Here is a 15,072-nt window from a genome sequence, read left to right on the forward strand (position 1 = left end):
GCAGACGCCATGACCTCCAATCGGAGAACGCGAGCGCGAGCGCTGTTTCTCGTCGTCCTCGCCGTTGCCCTCTGTGCCACGATCCCCGCCACGGCGGCCGCTCAGTCCGAGTCGCAAGTCAGCGGCACCGTCGTCGTCGAGGAGGGCGAGACGGTCGACGAACTCGAGGCGTTCGCGGGAACCGTCGTCGTCGAAGGAACGGTCACCGGCGACGTCAGCGTCGTGGCCGGAAACGTGCGGATCGACGGGGACGTCGGCGGCGACCTGGAAGCGGCGTCGGGAAGCGTCACGATCGCCGGCAGCGTCGACGGCGACGTCGAGGCAGCGGCCGGAAACGTCGAGCTCGTCGAGGGCGCGACCGTCGGCGGCGACCTCTCTGCCGGTGCCGGGAGCATCGCAATCGACGGCTCGATCGACGGGAACGTCGCCGCGGGCGCCGACACCATCCGCCTCGGCGACGAGGCCGCGATCGCGGGCGACCTGCGTTACGGCGGCGACCTCGTGGGCAACACAGACGCGGTCGCCGGCGAGATCCGAGAGGACACCTCGGTCGGGGTCGACCTGACGCCAACGGTACAGCCGATCGCCTCCTGGCTGTTCTCGCTGTACGTCCTCGGGATGAACCTGCTGTTGGGTGCCGCGTTGCTCGCGCTCTTTCCGCGGTTTTCCGACGGCGTCGCGGGACGGGTCGCGAACGATCCGCTCCGAACCGGCGTCGTCGGCGTCGGCGCGCTCGTCGGGGTGCCGATCCTGCTGATCGCGATCGCGATCACGGTCGTCGGCATTCCGCTGTCGTTTCTGGGCGGCCTGGGGTTCGCCCTGGCGATCTGGATCGGAATCGTCTACGGCCGGTACGCGATCGCCGCCTGGCTGCTGTCGGCGGTCGGCGTCGAGAATCGATGGCTCGCGCTCGTGGCCGGACTGGTCGCCGGAGCCCTGGTGGTCCAGATTCCGTATCTGGGCAACCCGATCAACCTGGTCGTGCTCCTGCTCGGACTCGGCGCGCTCGCTCGCGGACTGTACGGTCACTGGCACACTCACAGGGAACGCGACCGGGAATCGAGCGCCGGCGTGCGATCGGACGAGCCCGTGACGGACTGAAGCAGCCGGATCGGCGTACACACTGGCTGCACTCGAGTGACCGCCGTCGACGGCGAGCGAACGCGAGACGCGGCCGGACGGGAACGATGGCTATTCGCCGGTACGAGCGACGCGCTCAAGTTCGCACCGTCACAACGGAGCGTATGCGCGTCACCGTCGACGTCAAGGGGGAAGACACCTACGAGTTCGACCTCGAGGCGCTTGAGGAGGGAGCCGGGACCGTCGATCGATCCGGTTGCGCCACCGACGCCTCGTCACCGGACGGTGATGAGAGCGACGCCGGCGGTGCGATGCCGACGTACGCTGACCTGCTCCGGAAGATCGATCTGAGTCCGCACGAGGTGAGCGTCGTCGTCGACGGCAGACCGGTGCCGGAGGATCAACCGGTCGAGACCGACCACGTTACCGTGTTGCGTCTCATAACCGGCGGGTGACTACTCCGCTTCGAGCAGGCGGTCGATCATCTCGTCGGGATCGAACCGCTCGAGGTCGTCGTAGCCCTGACCGACGCCGAGAAACAGGATCGGCTTTCCGGAGACGTGGGCGATCGAAATCGCTGCACCCCCGTTGGAGTCGGCGTCGGCTTTCGTCAAGATCGCGCCGTCGATCTCGGCCGCGTCGTCGAACTCGCGGGCGCGGTTGACGGCGTCTTGGCCGGCGACCGCCTCGTCGACGAACAGCGTCATGTCCGGATCGACGACGCGGTCGATCTTCTCGAGTTGGTCCATCAGTCCCTCGTCGGTGTGAAGCCGGCCCGCGGTGTCGCCGAGCACGACGTCGACGTCGTTGGCTTCGGCGTACTCGACGGCGTCGTACAACACGGCGGCGGGGTCGCCACCCTGTTCGTGGCTGATGAGTTTCGTCTCGAGGGCGTCGGCGTGTTCCTGGATCTGTTCGTTGGCACCGGCGCGGTAGGTGTCGCCGTTTGCCATCACTGTCGAGTAGCCTCGCTCCTCGAAGTATCGGCTCAGTTTCGCGATCGAGGTGGTCTTGCCGACGCCGTTGACGCCGGTGAAGACGATCGTGACGGGCTTGTCCTCGACGGCGATTCGTTCGTCGAAGTCGAACTGGCCGACGCTGATCACGTCGTAGATCGCGTCCCGCAGCGCCTCCTCGACGACGTCGCCGGTCGAGGTCGTGAACGTCCGCGTTTCGCCGACCAGTTCCTCGCGGATGTTGTCCAGGATCTCCTCGGCGACGGTCATCTCGACGTCGCTCGAGAGCAACGCCATCTCGAGTTCGTACAGCGGCCCCTCGAGGTCCTCCTCCTCGATGACGAACTTGCCTTTGACCAGCGACCTGGCCTTGCGGCCGAAGCCGGTCGATCCGTTGGACGCTTCGTCTTCGTCCGCCTCGGCGAGGTCGTCTTCGTCCGTCACGGCGGGGTCTGCTTCTCCTTCGTCCGACTCGGCGGGAGTATCGTCGTCCTCTCCGACCCGGTCGGTCGCGTCGTCCTCGAGCGCCTCCGCGCTGCGTTCGTCGCTTTCCTCGCGGTCGACCCGCTCGTCGGCTCCGACGCCGGCCTCGCTGACCGGTTCCGCTCCGCCTCCGGGGGTCGCGCCGGCACCGATCGCCGGTTCTGCTGCGTCGTCGGTCGCCGACTCCGCCGCCGGCTCGGGAGCCGCGGCTGCGTCGGGATCGGCCTCCTTGAGGTCGTCCTCGTCGACGTCCTCGACGTTTTCTTCGGCGGCTTCCTCGGCCTCGTCGCGGAAGCTCCCGAGTTTCTCCTTCAGGTTGTCGAACATGGGTGGTGGCTACGTCACTCGTCGGGGCTCGGACCCGGGCCCTGTCCCATCTGCTGCATCTGCTGTTGCATCGCCTGCTGTTGAATCTGCTGGGCCTGCTGTTCGAGTTCGGCGCTTTCGCCCTCGAGTTCGGCGATCTCCTCGTTGAGGTCGTCGATGCGCTCGTCGAGGTGGTCTTTCTTGTTCTCGAGCGTGTCGATCGCGTCGTCCTGTTCGAACTCGGCGGCGTAGTCGGCGCCGAGTTCGACGATCGCCTCGTCGATGTCCTCGATGGTCGCACGGAGGTACGCGCCGCCGCCGAGTGGCACCTGAACCGTCGACCCGCTCTCGAGCGTCTCGAGTGCGTCGATCGCCTCGTCGATTTCGGTCTTTCGTCCCTGGACCGACTCGACGTTCGCCCGCATCGCCTCGATCTGTTCCTGAATCTCCTGGAGCTCCTGGGAGAGCTGCTGAAGTTGCTGCTGGCTCATCGCTCGGACACCTCCTCGAGGTCGATCTGCGTGCGCTTGAGCCCGTGCTGACTGCCCAGCTGCGAGAGGGCGTGCTCGCGGGCGACGTTTTCGTTTTCGGCGTCGATCGTCGTCTCGAACTCCGCGAATCCGTCGCGGTTCTTGAACCGACCGGTGACCGTAAACTCACTCATGGCTCACACTCCGGCAGGCAGTCGGAAGAATCTTCCCTTCCGCGGAAGCCGGACGGTTTCGAGTCGACCGGTCAGATCCGGCCGAGCCAACGGCCTCGAACCGCCGCCCACCGCGTCGATCGAGCCGCGTTCGCCGCCGAGCGGCGATACGGAATCCACCCGTCGAACTCGGCGGCGGTCACACACGACCACAGTTGCGGTCTTCGCGCTCGCGGTCGCGAGCGCATCGGACAGTGCACCCGTGGGAACGGGGGTGGAGGACAACGTGCATCCGTGAGAACGGGGGTGGAGGACAACGCCGAACCCGGGCTCTCGAGTAGCGAGGTGATCGACGCGGCCACCGCGACGAAGACGTCTCACTCGAGTCGTCCGCGACGGTCCCGGGTGGCACGACGCGTTCGGTAGGTGTGCCTTCTTTGAGCCCGGCCCGCGTGGAGACGATCATGAGCGAACTCGATCCCGCCGAGTTGCTTCCGAGCGAACGAATGCAACGGCAGGCTCGCGAGGGTGAAGTCACCCAGATCCACCGCGGCCACCAGTACGCCGACGTCGGCGACACCTTCGAGATCGACGGGACGGCCTTCGAGGTCACCGTGGTCGAAGAACGGACGCTCGGCGACCTGACCGACGAGGACGCACGGGCGGAGGGAATGGACGACCTCGAGAGCTACGAGCGGCTGCTCGAGCGCGCCCACGAGAGCTTCGAGTGGGACGACGACAGCGAGGTCGTCCTGCACCGGTTCGAACGTCGGTAATCCGGTCGGGATCGCCGGCTCACGCGTTCGCGGACCTGGCTCCGTCCGCGCCACCGTCGGCCGATCCGAGTCGCGTGTAGTAGGACGTGTGAACGGCGTACAGGTACGCGTAGCCGATTCCGGTCACGAGAACCGCAAGGCCGATCGTAACCGCCTGGGCGACGGTCCGGTCGAACTGGACGCCGTCCGCGAGCCCGGGTTCGACGAGGACGAGCTCGAGGCCGATTATCGGCGCGAACGCGACGGTCCAGACGGCGATCCACAGCAGCGAGTAGCCGATCACGCTGCGGAGGTTCGCCCGCACGAGCGAGACGCTGCGCGAGAACGAATCGATCGCGCGCTCGCCGTCGACGACGATCGCCGTGTTGAAAAACTGGAGGAACAGGAACGCGACGAACGCCACGAGGAAGACGCCGAGGAAGACGAGCAGTCCGATACCGACGCCCAGCAGCCCCGCGGCTCCGGACTCGGCTCCCGTGGCGGCGAAGCCGGCGAAGACGCTCACCACTCCGACGAGCGTCCCGACGAAGACGAGGACGAAAAATAGCCCCGTCAGGAGAACCGTCGCGCCGAGTAGCGATACGTAAAACCGCGTCCCGGACTCGACGAACAGACCGAGCGTCGGCTTCGATCCCTCGAGGGCCTCGAGGGCCATTCCGATGAGCCCGCCGAGAAAGAACGGGCCGATCAGAAAGGCGACGACGACGCCGAGGGCGGACACGATCCACGAGTCGACGACCTCGCCGGCGGACGTGACCTGCCCGACGAGCGCGAAGAGCAGACCCGCGAGCAGGATGACCGGATGTTCGCGGAGGACCGTCACACCGTCTTTGAAGGCGGGGAGTACTGCCATAGCAACCCGTCCTTCGTTCAGCCGGCTAAAAGCGTCACCGTAGGCACAAAACGCGTTTTGAGTTACGACGCGATGGACGGCGTCGAGTCAGTTCCGGGAGGAATCGTCGAATCGGGCGTAACCGCGACATCAGCTCGTCCAGACAGCAATGGAAGAGATGACCATTCGTCGCGCGCGTTCGGTCTCGCTCGAGGACGTCGCTCGAGCGTCGACGACGGTCGGTAGAATCGAGTTAGAATCGGCGGCCGGGAAACGGTTGCGCGTCCGAATTCGAGTCACTCGAGGTAGCCGAGCGCGTCCTCGATTCGGCCGAGTTCGGGGCCGGTGGTGTCCTCGCCGACGACGTAACCCGCCTCGTTGGCGAGCAGACCGGAGCCGACGAGGGGCGCGCCGTAGTTGATAGTGCCCACGTCGGCCCGGACGTCGAGGACGTCCTCGAGGTAATCGAGCTCCGCGTCGGTCGCCTTCGGGTGACAGAGCACGCCCGCGTTCGTCGCGACGGCCGCGGTGCCGACGGTCCTGACGCCGGCCAGGTCGCCTCGCTCGACGGGCACCTCGAGAGTGTCCTTGACGATCCGGATCGCGTCCCGGGGGAGGTCGGGGTGGACGTACGCGCCGTAGTCGTTCGCCAGAACGACGTTTCCGGCGGCGTTGATGTTTCCCGGCAGTTCCGCGACCGGAACGTCGAGTTCGTCGGCGAGACGTTCGCGCTCGTACTCGAGGGCGCGCGAACTGACGAGGAGTCCGTTCTCGTTTCCGGTCGCTAACGCGCCGACCGTCGAGGAGCCGCCGACGGTCGTCGGGACGGCCGGCACCTCGAGTTCGTCGGACAGGTCGGCGAGGACGTCGTCGTCGACGTCCTGGCGAACCAGAACGCACGAGTCGGTCGCGCGCGCGAAGACGCCGACGTACGCCGACCCGGCGAAAGCGAGGCGTTTCAAGTTTACTCGGCGACCTCGGCCTCGACGACGGCCTCGCCCGCTTCGTCGAAACGAGCCGCACGGACCCGGAGCTTTCGCGGCGGGTTCGACCGGCCGCGCGACCAGATCTCCTCGTTGATCGAGGGATCGAGACGGATCGCGTCCTCGTCGACCGCGAACTGTTTCGCGAGGTGTTCGCGGACGAGTCGCATCGCGAGATCCGCGGCCTCGTGGTTGGCTCCCTTCTTGACGTCGCGCAGCGGGACGGTTACCACGCGCTCTTCGAAATCACTTGCACTCATCGTTATTCGTCGGTGTCACTGCGCCGCCAGTTGCGTCGCTTCGGGTTTCGGGTGACGTTCATGTCGGTCTTCATCATGACCCAGACCGGAACGCGGCTGTTCTGGTTCTCGAGTTTGGCAAGACGCTTTTTCTTGCCCTTCGATTTCTTCCCCATAGTAGCCCCAGGTAGCCCACGCTGGCTTAAAATCTTGTCCATTGGAAGACGCCGCGTGCGCGAGTTTGCGTCCCTCGTACCGGGTTCGCGTCGACGCCCCTCGATTGAGACGATCAGGAAGCCGAAAACGCGAGAAACGACGACCACGGACGGACGACCGCGAGCCGGAGCGGCGATCGGCGCTCACTCGAGCGAAAACCGTGTCACCGTCGAGTACTCGGGGCCGTCGCTCGTCAGAGTGCTCTCGGTCAGGTGGACGTCCGTCACCCGCATCTCTCCGACGGTCGGCTCGCGCTCGCGAACGAGTTTCCGAACCAGTTCCTTCCCGCCGGCGTGTTCCATTCGCGCGAGGGTCACGTGCGGGGTGAAGTCGTGGTCTTCGGCGTCGAATCCCATCGCCGTCGTGCGCGCTTCGATCGCTTCGTGGAGGCGTGCGAGTTCGTCGCCGCCGGTTTCGGTGCCGACCCAGACGACGGTGATGTACTCGAGGTTCGGAAAGACGCCGAGGCCGCCGTAGCGGACGGTGAACGGATCGACGCCGGCGTCGTCGACCGCCGCGGCGAGTTCCCGCTCGAGGGCGGGAAGTCGGTCCTCGTCGACTTCGCCGAGGAACTTCACCGTGAGGTGGGCCTGCTCCGGATCGGTGAAGTTCAGCCCGGCGGCCTCGTCGAACTCGGCCTGGAGGTCCGCGAACGGTTCCGCGAGGTCGTCAGGAAGGTCGACGCTGACGAACAGTCGCATACCGGCCGTTCGCGCGCGAGGAATACAACGATGGCGGTCGGCACAGCGATGGCGGTCAGTGCGGATGGGCGCGATGCGAGAGCGATCCCCGGACCGATTCTACGGTTCGGTGACCGGCCCGTCGACCTCCTCGAGTCCCTCGAGTCGGTCGGCGAACAGCAACTCGAGGAGTTCGGGAGTGACGTAGGCTTCGACGAAGGCCGCGAGCACGAGCAACAGCCAGGCGAAGACGACGAACGCGACGGTCCGGAGGACGTACGGCTTCGTGAGGAAGGCGTCTCGACGGCCGAGGACGCGCTCGCCGAACCGGTAGAGGAGCCGAAAGCCGACGCCGGAGGCGATGAACAGGGCGGCCAGTTCGAAGACGCCGTGGGGAGCCAGCCCGACGACGATGTAATCGATGCCGACGACGCCGCCGATGGCGGCGGTGACGTTCCCGACGACGATCCCGTTGAACATCATGATGAACGCGGTGAGCAAACCGAGCGAGAGCGCCCCGGCGATCGACAGCACGAACGGCTGGGTGTTGTTCACGATGAAGAACGTCGCCGTCAGCTCGAACTCCTCGTCCTCGAGTTCGGGAAACAGCTCCTCCTCGAGCAGTTCGGCGATCAACTCGAGCAGGTTGATCCCCGCCAGCATCAACAGGACGCCGAAGACGATGCCGACGCCGAACAGTCCCGCGGCGAACCAGGTGTACCGACGGTGTTCGGCCCACGCCGCGGCGAGCGCCTCGACGAGCCGTCGGTCGCCATACAGGGCGATCGGAACGAGCGCCGCGAAGACGACGCCGAGGGACACCACGCCGACGACGGGAGCGAGGTCGTCCTGAGTTCCGTACGCGAACGCGCCGGTGGCGAACGACGAGAGTGCGAGCGCGATCAGGAGGACGGTCCAGTTTCGGACGGCGTTCGGTCCGGGGTCGGGGCCCGTCCCGGTCGGATCGACGCCGGGATCTCGCTCCGGCGGTCCCGAGGCGGACCCGGAGTCGTCGTCCGGGAGATCCACCGTGATGCGACGCTCGGCGTCGTCGGAATCGCGGGACCGCTCCGCTCGCGATTCGGACGCGGGTTTCCGTTCGGGACCGAACACGAATCCGCCCTCGCGGTCCTCACCGTCGTCCGCGCGGTCCTCGCCGTCGCCGTTCATACCCGACGTATCTCCGAACGGGAGGATAAATCCGCCGACTCCGAACCGGCGCAACCGACGCGAGCGCCGGTCCGTTGGAACGATGTCCCTCCGGTTTACTGTCCGTCAGTTCCGGCGCACCGCGACCCGGGCGGCGGTACATCGGTACAGTAATCCGTACCGTCCAACCCCAGGTGAGCCGCGGTTGCACCGCACTGACACACAGCGGTCCGTATAAGGACGCTCGACGCGAACGTGTCACCGATGACGACGCTTTCGATCACCGGCGGGCGGGTGTTGCTCTCCGACCTGACGATCGCGCGCGCGGACGTTCTGGTCGACCGAGACGAGGGAACCGTCCTCGAGATCGGCTCCGACCTCGCGGGCGACGAGACGCTCGACGCCTCGGGATCGCTCGTGACGCCGGGATTCGTCAACGGTCACTGTCACGTCGCGATGACCTTGCTGCGCGGGTACGCCGACGACAAGCCGCTCGAGTCCTGGCTGCGAGAGGACATCTGGCCGGCGGAAGCCGAACTGACGGCCGAGGACGTCCGCGTCGGTGCGGAGCTCGGACTGCTCGAGATGATCAAATCGGGGACGACGGCGTTCGCCGATATGTACTACGAGGTGCCCGAGATCGCCGCGGCCGTCGAGAAGGCCGGACTTCGCGCTCGCCTGGGACACGGCGTCGTCACCGTCGTCAAAGACGACGAGGGCGCACGAGCGGACGCCCGGACGAGCCTCGAGATCGCGACGGAGTACGACGGCGGCGCGGACGGACGGATCTCGACGGCGTTCATGCCCCACTCGCTGACCACGGTCGGCGGCGAGTACCTCGAGGAGTTCGTCCCGAAAGCCCGCGAGGCGGGCGTGCCGGTCCACTACCACGCGAACGAAACCCGCGACGAGGTCGAACCGATCGTCGAGGAACACGGCGTCCGCCCGCTGGCCTACGCCGCGGAGAAGGGGATGCTCGAAACCGAGGACTTCGTCGCTCACGGAGTGCACCTCGACGAGAGCGAGATCGACCTGCTCGCCGAGTGTGGCACGGGCGTGATTCACTGTCCGGCCTCGAACATGAAACTCGCGAGCGGGATGGCGCCGGTCCAGCGCATGCTCGAGGCCGGCGTCGACGTCGGCCTCGGAACCGACGGCGCGGCCTCGAACAACGACCTCTCGATGCTCGACGAGGCGCGCGACGCCGCGATGGTCGGGAAACTCGCCGCGGAGGACGCCTCGGCGGTGTCGGCCGAGGCCGTCGTCGAGTTGATGACCAGCGGTAGCGCCGAGGCGATCGGCCTCGACGTCGGCCGACTCGAGGAGGGCGCGGCCGCCGACCTCGCGGTGATCGACGTCGAACGGCCGCACCTGACGCCGCATCACGACCTCGTGAGTCACCTCGCCTACGCCGCCGCCGCGGCCGACGTTCGACACACCGTCTGCGACGGTCGGGTGCTCATGCGGGATCGTCGGGTGCTGACGCTGGACGAAACCGACGTCATCGATCGCGCGAACGAGGCGGCCCAAGCGCTGGTTGCCCGCGTCGGCGAGTAGCGCTTCCGACTTCCCTCCGGCCGCCACGTGAACGATATGTAAACACTCAGATCGATCGATAAACCCTTAGAACGGTTCTCCTCCGCTCGTCGTTCCGGCGAACCGTCGAGAACTGCCGCCCGGCTTTATTCACGGTATCGTACAGGGTTCGACCGGATGAAGAGGCACAACCTGCTCGCGGCGATGCTCGCAGTCACCGTCGTGCTGGCCGCGTTCGCCCCGCTGGGTGCGGCCGGCGCGAGCGCGACCGACGCGGACGACGGCCTCTCGCTCGCGGTCTCGAGCGAGGGCGTCGTGACGGTGACGGCGAACGAGAGTCCGGTCGAGAACGCGACCGTCGTGGTCTCGACCGACGAGACGGAATCGTACGCGGGAACGGGCGAGTATCTGACCGACGCGGACGGTGCGGTCGAACTTCCCGAACCCGACGAAGCGACGACGGTGACGATCACTGCGTCGACCGACGACGACGCCGTCGAACTGGAAACGACGCTCGCGGCGTCCGACGACGCCGACGAGTCGACCAACGGATCGATCGACGTCAACCAGTCCGACGGCGTCGCGGTTACCGTCACGTACAACGAAAGCCCCGTCGAGAACGTGACGGTCAACGTCTCCGTCGACGGAGACGGCTCGTACGCGGACGCGGGCGAGTACGAAACCGACGAGAAGGGAACGATCACGCTCGATCGACCGGCCGAGTCCGTCGACGTGACGTTCACCGCGACGGTCGACGGCGAGACGCTCGAGACGACGGCGACGCTCGAGCCGGCCGACGACGTCGACGACGCGGACGACGGTCCGTTCGGCGCGCTCGTCTCGGCGTTCGTCTCCGAACAGCGAGACGAGGTCGACGGTCCGCTCGGCTCGATCGTCTCGAGTTTCGTCGTCGAGAACAACCCCGGCAACTCGTCCGATCACACCGGTCCGCCCGAACACGCCGGACCGTCCGACGACGAGGCCGAGAGCGACGACGAAGACGACACCGGCGACGGACCGCCGGACCACGCCGGATCGTCGAACGGTGGCGACGGCGACGATGAGAGCGGGAACGGTAACGGCGGCGGACCGCCGGACCACGCCGGTCCGCCGTAGCGGATCCGGCCCCTCGGCGCGCGGTGAGTCGTGCCGCGGAGTCGTCGGCGACGGCACACGGTAGACGTCGAAGCCGACGATCGTCGCGGACCTCTCATCCCGCGACTCGAGGGCCGGTACCGGTCGACGACGCGAACGGACGTCCCCCTGTCAGAGGCACAGTTCGTCGCCGGTAGCCGGTGGCCGACCGATCGCACGTCGCGGTCGACCCGTGCGGTCGTCACCGCGCGTGCGTCAGCGGCCGACGCACTCGGGTCGCGATCGGATCGCTGTTTTCGGGCCTTGCAGCCGCGTTCCCGAGGACGCTCTATCGAACGGCCTCTCCGAGTATCTGACGACCGTTCGCTCCCGACGGTTCGGTAGCGTTTTGGCTCCGCTTGCACTCTATCGAGCTATGACCGACAGTTCGTACCCGCCGATCAGCGAACAGCTGGACGCGCTGGACGACGCACAGACGGACGGACGACGGAAAATGGACTGGGCCGCCCAGCACATGCCGATCCTCGAGGCCGTCCGCGAGGAGTTCGTCGCCGACCGCCCCTTCGAAGGAGAGCTGATCGCGATGGCGATGCACGTGGAAGCGAAGACGGCGATCCTCGTCGAGACGCTCGCGGACGGCGGCGCGGAGGTCGCCGTCACCGGCTGCAACCCGCTGTCGACGCACGACGACGTGAGCGCGGCCCTCGACGCCCACGAGAACATCACGAGCTACGCCAAACGCGGCGTCGACGACGAGGAGTACTACGCCGCCATCGAGGCCGTCATCGCCCACGAGCCGACGGTCACGGTCGACGACGGAATGGACCTCGTCGCGGCGATCCACGAGGACTACCCCGAACTCATCGACGGCATCGTCGGCGGCGCAGAGGAGACCACGACGGGCGTCCACCGACTACGGGCGATGGACGACGACGGTGCGCTCCGCTATCCGGTGTTCGCCGTGAACGACACGCCGATGAAGCGGCTGTTCGACAACGTCCACGGCACCGGCGAGTCCTCGCTGGCCTCCATCGCGATGACGACGAACCTCTCGTGGGCCGGCAAGAACGTCGTCGTCGCGGGCTACGGCTACTGCGGCAAGGGCGTCGCGAAGAAAGCCGCCGGCCAGAACGCGAACGTGATCGTCACCGAAGTCGAGCCCCGACGCGCCCTCGAGGCGCACATGGAGGGCTACGAGGTGATGCCGATGGCCGAGGCCGCCGAAGTCGGCGACGTCTTCCTGACGACGACCGGCAACCGCGACGTCATCGTGGAGGAACACTTCGAGAAGATGAACGACGGCGTTTTGCTCGCGAACGCCGGCCACTTCGACATCGAGATCGACCTCGAGGCGCTTTCGGATCTCGCCGTCGACACGTACGAGGCCCGCGACGGCGTCGAGGCGTACGAGATGGCCGACGGCAGACGGCTGAACGTCGTCGCCGAGGGTCGGCTGGTCAACCTGGCCGCACCCGTCTCGCTCGGCCATCCCGTCGAGGTGATGGACCAGTCCTTCGGCGTTCAGGCCGTCTGCGTGCGCGAACTGCTCGAGAACAGCGACGAGTACGACGCCGGCGTCCACGACGTCCCGGACGAACTCGACGAGGAGATCGCCGAGATCAAACTCGCGGCCGAGGGCGTCGAGTACGACTCGCTTTCTGCCACCCAGCGCGAGTACATGGGTAGCTGGGATCACGGAACGTAGAACGAACGGTCGTCGTCAGTCCGCCGGAGGACGGATCGGCCGTTACGCTCAACTCGAGCGGCCGTAATAGTCGGATGTTCAATGGGTCTCTCGGCAGACGACGCGGGCGACGACGGCCATCCGATCGCACCCCTCCTCGAGCGTTCCCGACTCGATTCGGACGCCGAACTCGAGATCGCCGTCTCCGTCTCCGGGACCGCCGAGATCGACGAGAACGAACTCGACGTCTTTCTCAGAACGAATCGCGTCGATCCCGGCGGGCGGATCGAGCTGGGGGTGTTCGTCTCCGGCACCGGCCGCGTCACCGAGAACGATCTGAGCGTGTTCTACGACGGCGACGAACTGATCGCCCTCGACGATCCCGGCGTCGTGCGGCGAAATCCGGGACTCGGCTCCGACGGCGCGACCGCGAACGCAGCCGGTGCGAACCTCGAGGCGACGCGGGAGGAAGCGTCCGGTCGCGGACGCGACGGCGAGACCGACGATGGCCGATCGACGCTGTTTCGACGCGACTCGAGCGACGCCGGGGGGACGCTCCGGTGGGAACCCCTCGACGGGAACCGGACCGGCGAACCGGCCTACCTCCTCGAGATCAACACGCGAAAGGCGACCCCGCCGGGCGAGTACGCGATTCCGGTGGTGTTCACCTACCGCTCCGACAGCGGGATCAGGCAGGTCGAACGCGTCCCCCGGATTCGCGTGACCACCAGACGCGAGCGCCTCGAGCCGTGGCTCACTCGAGGGCTAATTGCAGCTATCCTTATTGGTATCCTTTATATTTTCACTATCTCTCATACGTTATAACTATAGGCGTGTGCTTTTGGAGGGAGTACTCCTGGTACCCTCGGTGTGCCAATTAGCAGTAATGGAACTAAACAAATGCTGACTGCCGCGCATTTACTTACAGATAGCAATAGTGGATACTTACAAGAGCCATATATTAACGCAGATTTGAGTCAAGACGAAATGCAACTCGATGATCCTGAAGAACCGGGGGATCATATCGATGCAGCAACCATGAATCTCGAGGAAGTGAGTGGTGTATCATATCGATATGCGCTTGATAATGGAACCACAACATCAAGCGTCCAAGGGAGTCTTTCGTGGACCGCAATAAAGGACGCTGAAGATAGTAATGACGAGGTTGTAAAACAAGGTGCTGCAACCGGACGAGATACATGTGAAATTACAGCGGTTGGAAGTGCTGGATTTGTCGTTGATCTTCAAGCGGGATCGACTGTCAACTATGGTGATTCAGGTGGTCCTGTTTCACTTAAACAGTATGATATAGGGGGTTCGTCATATGGCCTTGTCGGGGGCATTGTTTCCGGGGACGACTCTAACGGAAACACCTGGATTTGTGCAATGCCAGCTATCGAAGATGAGTTTGACGTCGTTGTGTGAGTCGAGTTACACCCACACCACGAAACATATAAGATAGCCCCCAACTATTTAATCATGGGCCGACGGATTTTCATTAAAAGTATACTGTTATCGACCATAACGCTCTCGGGATGTACACTCCCGTCCACACCTCAAAATTCGGATGGGAACCACGAATCGAACGAGGTGGCGAGTACACCACCGTCAAATAGGACCGACTCGCCGTACGGGGGAGGCCTACGCGGGTGGACGTTCAACGCGAAGCCCGTCGAGGCCGAAGCAGTTCCCGATGACGCGACTGTTACGTCGTGGTCCGACGTGGATCCCGATCACGGATTCGTTCTCGGCCACCTCGTCCGTCGAGTTACGGATCCGAAATTACCAGCGTGTTATAGGGCGAATGGCGACGCGGAACCCTCTCAAAGGATCCAGATGACGCGTGTTCCAGACGACCTCGCGAGCGAAGCATGGGCCGTTCTCGATGAGTTACCGTCCTACGATGATCAGGAGAGCGAGCACCCGACCGGCTGGTACTTCGAGCATCCGGAGCGACCATTTGTGATCAGTTACGGGAGGTGGTGGTGACGTTGACCTCCTCCTCCGCGTTCACGCGGAGGAATCCGGCCACCGGATTTCCGCCGAGTGTGGCGTTTGAGGTTCCAACCCGCACTCAGAGGGAACCGGCAGCATACCGGCGAAACTCTCGTTTTCTCCCTCGCTGTAGGGCTGTGGCCCGGTCAAATAGGCCCCATCGGAATCCGTGTCATCGCTGTGCGAACCACCGCTGGTTCGCCGCCCCTTGTGGTTCGGGGCCAGCATCTCACCGATTCCGTAGCGATCTGTCATACTCGGGCCACAATCAAAAATGATTGCGGTGGGAAATCCCCCACTGCAATAGGACGATGGAGCGGCACACTATCCTGTCCGCTTGACCCCCGCCTGTTCGCTCCTCGGTTCCGACAGAGTGTCGGAACACTCGTCGCTCACGGGAAGGCGGGGGTATGCGCTTG

At 65.5% G+C, this 15,072-nt stretch carries 17 protein-coding genes; 8 read left to right on the forward strand and 9 right to left on the reverse strand.

Annotated features, from left to right (window positions below; all coding sequences use genetic code 11):
- Positions 1-9: 9 nt before the first annotated feature.
- On the forward strand, positions 10-1,101 hold the full coding sequence (locus EA472_RS08740; protein ID WP_124191129.1) for a bactofilin family protein: 1,092 nt from the start codon (positions 10-12) through the stop codon (positions 1,099-1,101).
- A 143-nt stretch (positions 1,102-1,244) separates the two neighbouring features.
- Entirely contained in the window at positions 1,245-1,535 is a 291-nt protein-coding gene (gene samp2, locus EA472_RS08745) for a ubiquitin-like small modifier protein SAMP2 (protein ID WP_124191130.1), read from the forward strand.
- Here the strand turns inward: samp2 and ftsY are convergent, their stop codons facing one another.
- Genes ftsY through rpl18a form a run of 3 tightly spaced genes read right to left on the reverse strand, consistent with a single transcriptional unit; the run spans position 1,536 to position 3,489 of the window.
- Positions 1,536-2,846, reverse strand: coding sequence for a signal recognition particle-docking protein FtsY (gene ftsY / locus EA472_RS08750; RefSeq protein ID WP_124191131.1), 1,311 nt, complete (start codon positions 2,844-2,846; stop codon positions 1,536-1,538).
- 14 nt (positions 2,847-2,860) lie between these two features.
- On the reverse strand, positions 2,861-3,316 hold the full coding sequence (gene pfdA / locus EA472_RS08755; protein ID WP_124191132.1) for a prefoldin subunit alpha: 456 nt from the start codon (positions 3,314-3,316) through the stop codon (positions 2,861-2,863).
- Positions 3,313-3,489 (reverse strand): 50S ribosomal protein L18Ae, encoded by a 177-nt coding sequence (gene rpl18a, locus EA472_RS08760; RefSeq protein ID WP_124191133.1) that lies wholly within the window; start codon positions 3,487-3,489, stop codon positions 3,313-3,315. Before rpl18a ends, pfdA begins: the two co-directional genes overlap by 4 nt.
- A gap of 443 nt (positions 3,490-3,932) precedes the next feature.
- On the opposite strand from rpl18a, the gene EA472_RS08765 reads away from it, so the two are divergent.
- Positions 3,933-4,244 (forward strand): ASCH domain-containing protein, encoded by a 312-nt coding sequence (locus EA472_RS08765; protein WP_124191134.1) that lies wholly within the window; start codon positions 3,933-3,935, stop codon positions 4,242-4,244.
- Between the two features lie 19 nt (positions 4,245-4,263).
- Here the strand turns inward: EA472_RS08765 and EA472_RS08770 are convergent, their stop codons facing one another.
- The 6 genes from EA472_RS08770 to EA472_RS08795 all read right to left on the reverse strand — a co-directional run bounded on the left by EA472_RS08770 (position 4,264) and on the right by EA472_RS08795 (position 8,364).
- Positions 4,264-5,097, reverse strand: a complete 834-nt coding sequence (locus tag EA472_RS08770; protein WP_124191135.1) for a DUF7847 domain-containing protein — start codon at positions 5,095-5,097, stop codon at positions 4,264-4,266.
- 275 nt (positions 5,098-5,372) lie between these two features.
- Positions 5,373-6,038: a translation initiation factor IF-6 gene (locus tag EA472_RS08775; protein ID WP_124191136.1), complete on the reverse strand. Its 666-nt coding sequence runs from the start codon at positions 6,036-6,038 to the stop codon at positions 5,373-5,375.
- Between the two features lie 2 nt (positions 6,039-6,040).
- Complete coding sequence (locus tag EA472_RS08780; protein WP_124191137.1) at positions 6,041-6,319, reverse strand: 50S ribosomal protein L31e; 279 nt, start codon at positions 6,317-6,319, stop codon at positions 6,041-6,043.
- Positions 6,320-6,321: 2 nt separating this feature from the next.
- The gene (locus EA472_RS08785) at positions 6,322-6,474 is read right to left on the reverse strand and encodes a 50S ribosomal protein L39e (RefSeq protein WP_124191138.1); all 153 of its coding nucleotides are present in this window, start codon (positions 6,472-6,474) and stop codon (positions 6,322-6,324) included.
- Positions 6,475-6,657: 183 nt separating this feature from the next.
- A complete protein-coding gene (gene thpR, locus EA472_RS08790) occupies positions 6,658-7,215 on the reverse strand; it encodes an RNA 2',3'-cyclic phosphodiesterase (RefSeq protein WP_124191139.1) in 558 nt (185 codons plus the stop codon).
- A 99-nt stretch (positions 7,216-7,314) separates the two neighbouring features.
- Positions 7,315-8,364 carry a stage II sporulation protein M gene (locus EA472_RS08795; RefSeq protein WP_124191140.1) on the reverse strand — a complete coding sequence of 350 codons (1,050 nt, stop codon included), beginning with the start codon at positions 8,362-8,364 and terminating at the stop codon, positions 7,315-7,317.
- A 243-nt stretch (positions 8,365-8,607) separates the two neighbouring features.
- Here EA472_RS08795 and EA472_RS08800 point away from each other — a divergent pair, with 243 nt between their 5' ends.
- The 5 genes from EA472_RS08800 to EA472_RS08820 all read left to right on the forward strand — a co-directional run bounded on the left by EA472_RS08800 (position 8,608) and on the right by EA472_RS08820 (position 14,083).
- Positions 8,608-9,900: an amidohydrolase gene (locus tag EA472_RS08800; protein ID WP_124191141.1), complete on the forward strand. Its 1,293-nt coding sequence runs from the start codon at positions 8,608-8,610 to the stop codon at positions 9,898-9,900.
- A gap of 156 nt (positions 9,901-10,056) precedes the next feature.
- The gene (locus EA472_RS08805) at positions 10,057-10,995 is read left to right on the forward strand and encodes a hypothetical protein (protein WP_124191142.1); all 939 of its coding nucleotides are present in this window, start codon (positions 10,057-10,059) and stop codon (positions 10,993-10,995) included.
- Positions 10,996-11,389: 394 nt separating this feature from the next.
- The gene (locus EA472_RS08810) at positions 11,390-12,679 is read left to right on the forward strand and encodes an adenosylhomocysteinase (RefSeq protein ID WP_124191143.1); all 1,290 of its coding nucleotides are present in this window, start codon (positions 11,390-11,392) and stop codon (positions 12,677-12,679) included.
- 81 nt (positions 12,680-12,760) lie between these two features.
- Positions 12,761-13,483 (forward strand): hypothetical protein, encoded by a 723-nt coding sequence (locus EA472_RS08815; RefSeq protein WP_124191144.1) that lies wholly within the window; start codon positions 12,761-12,763, stop codon positions 13,481-13,483.
- Between the two features lie 162 nt (positions 13,484-13,645).
- Positions 13,646-14,083, forward strand: coding sequence for a hypothetical protein (locus EA472_RS08820; RefSeq protein ID WP_124191145.1), 438 nt, complete (start codon positions 13,646-13,648; stop codon positions 14,081-14,083).
- The last annotated feature ends 989 nt before the right edge of the window (positions 14,084-15,072 follow it).

It is taken from the genome of Natrarchaeobius oligotrophus (genome assembly GCF_003841465.1).
Taxonomy (GTDB): Archaea; Halobacteriota; Halobacteria; order Halobacteriales; family Natrialbaceae; genus Natrarchaeobius; species Natrarchaeobius oligotrophus.

Bases quoted from the DNA above. Each gene is read 5' to 3' on its own strand.
- EA472_RS08740 (WP_124191129.1), top strand. From the start codon at position 10: ATGACCTCCAATCGGAGAACGCGAGCGCGAGCGCTGTTTCTCGTCGTC.
- samp2 (WP_124191130.1), top strand. From the start codon at position 1,245: ATGCGCGTCACCGTCGACGTCAAGGGGGAAGACACCTACGAGTTCGAC.
- ftsY (WP_124191131.1), bottom strand. From the start codon at position 2,846: ATGTTCGACAACCTGAAGGAGAAACTCGGGAGCTTCCGCGACGAGGCC.
- pfdA (WP_124191132.1), bottom strand. From the start codon at position 3,316: ATGAGCCAGCAGCAACTTCAGCAGCTCTCCCAGGAGCTCCAGGAGATT.
- rpl18a (WP_124191133.1), bottom strand. From the start codon at position 3,489: ATGAGTGAGTTTACGGTCACCGGTCGGTTCAAGAACCGCGACGGATTC.
- EA472_RS08765 (WP_124191134.1), top strand. From the start codon at position 3,933: ATGAGCGAACTCGATCCCGCCGAGTTGCTTCCGAGCGAACGAATGCAA.
- EA472_RS08770 (WP_124191135.1), bottom strand. From the start codon at position 5,097: ATGGCAGTACTCCCCGCCTTCAAAGACGGTGTGACGGTCCTCCGCGAA.
- EA472_RS08780 (WP_124191137.1), bottom strand. From the start codon at position 6,319: ATGAGTGCAAGTGATTTCGAAGAGCGCGTGGTAACCGTCCCGCTGCGC.
- EA472_RS08785 (WP_124191138.1), bottom strand. From the start codon at position 6,474: ATGGGGAAGAAATCGAAGGGCAAGAAAAAGCGTCTTGCCAAACTCGAG.
- thpR (WP_124191139.1), bottom strand. From the start codon at position 7,215: ATGCGACTGTTCGTCAGCGTCGACCTTCCTGACGACCTCGCGGAACCG.
- EA472_RS08795 (WP_124191140.1), bottom strand. From the start codon at position 8,364: ATGAACGGCGACGGCGAGGACCGCGCGGACGACGGTGAGGACCGCGAG.
- EA472_RS08800 (WP_124191141.1), top strand. From the start codon at position 8,608: ATGACGACGCTTTCGATCACCGGCGGGCGGGTGTTGCTCTCCGACCTG.
- EA472_RS08805 (WP_124191142.1), top strand. From the start codon at position 10,057: ATGAAGAGGCACAACCTGCTCGCGGCGATGCTCGCAGTCACCGTCGTG.
- EA472_RS08810 (WP_124191143.1), top strand. From the start codon at position 11,390: ATGACCGACAGTTCGTACCCGCCGATCAGCGAACAGCTGGACGCGCTG.
- EA472_RS08815 (WP_124191144.1), top strand. From the start codon at position 12,761: ATGGGTCTCTCGGCAGACGACGCGGGCGACGACGGCCATCCGATCGCA.
- EA472_RS08820 (WP_124191145.1), top strand. From the start codon at position 13,646: ATGCAACTCGATGATCCTGAAGAACCGGGGGATCATATCGATGCAGCA.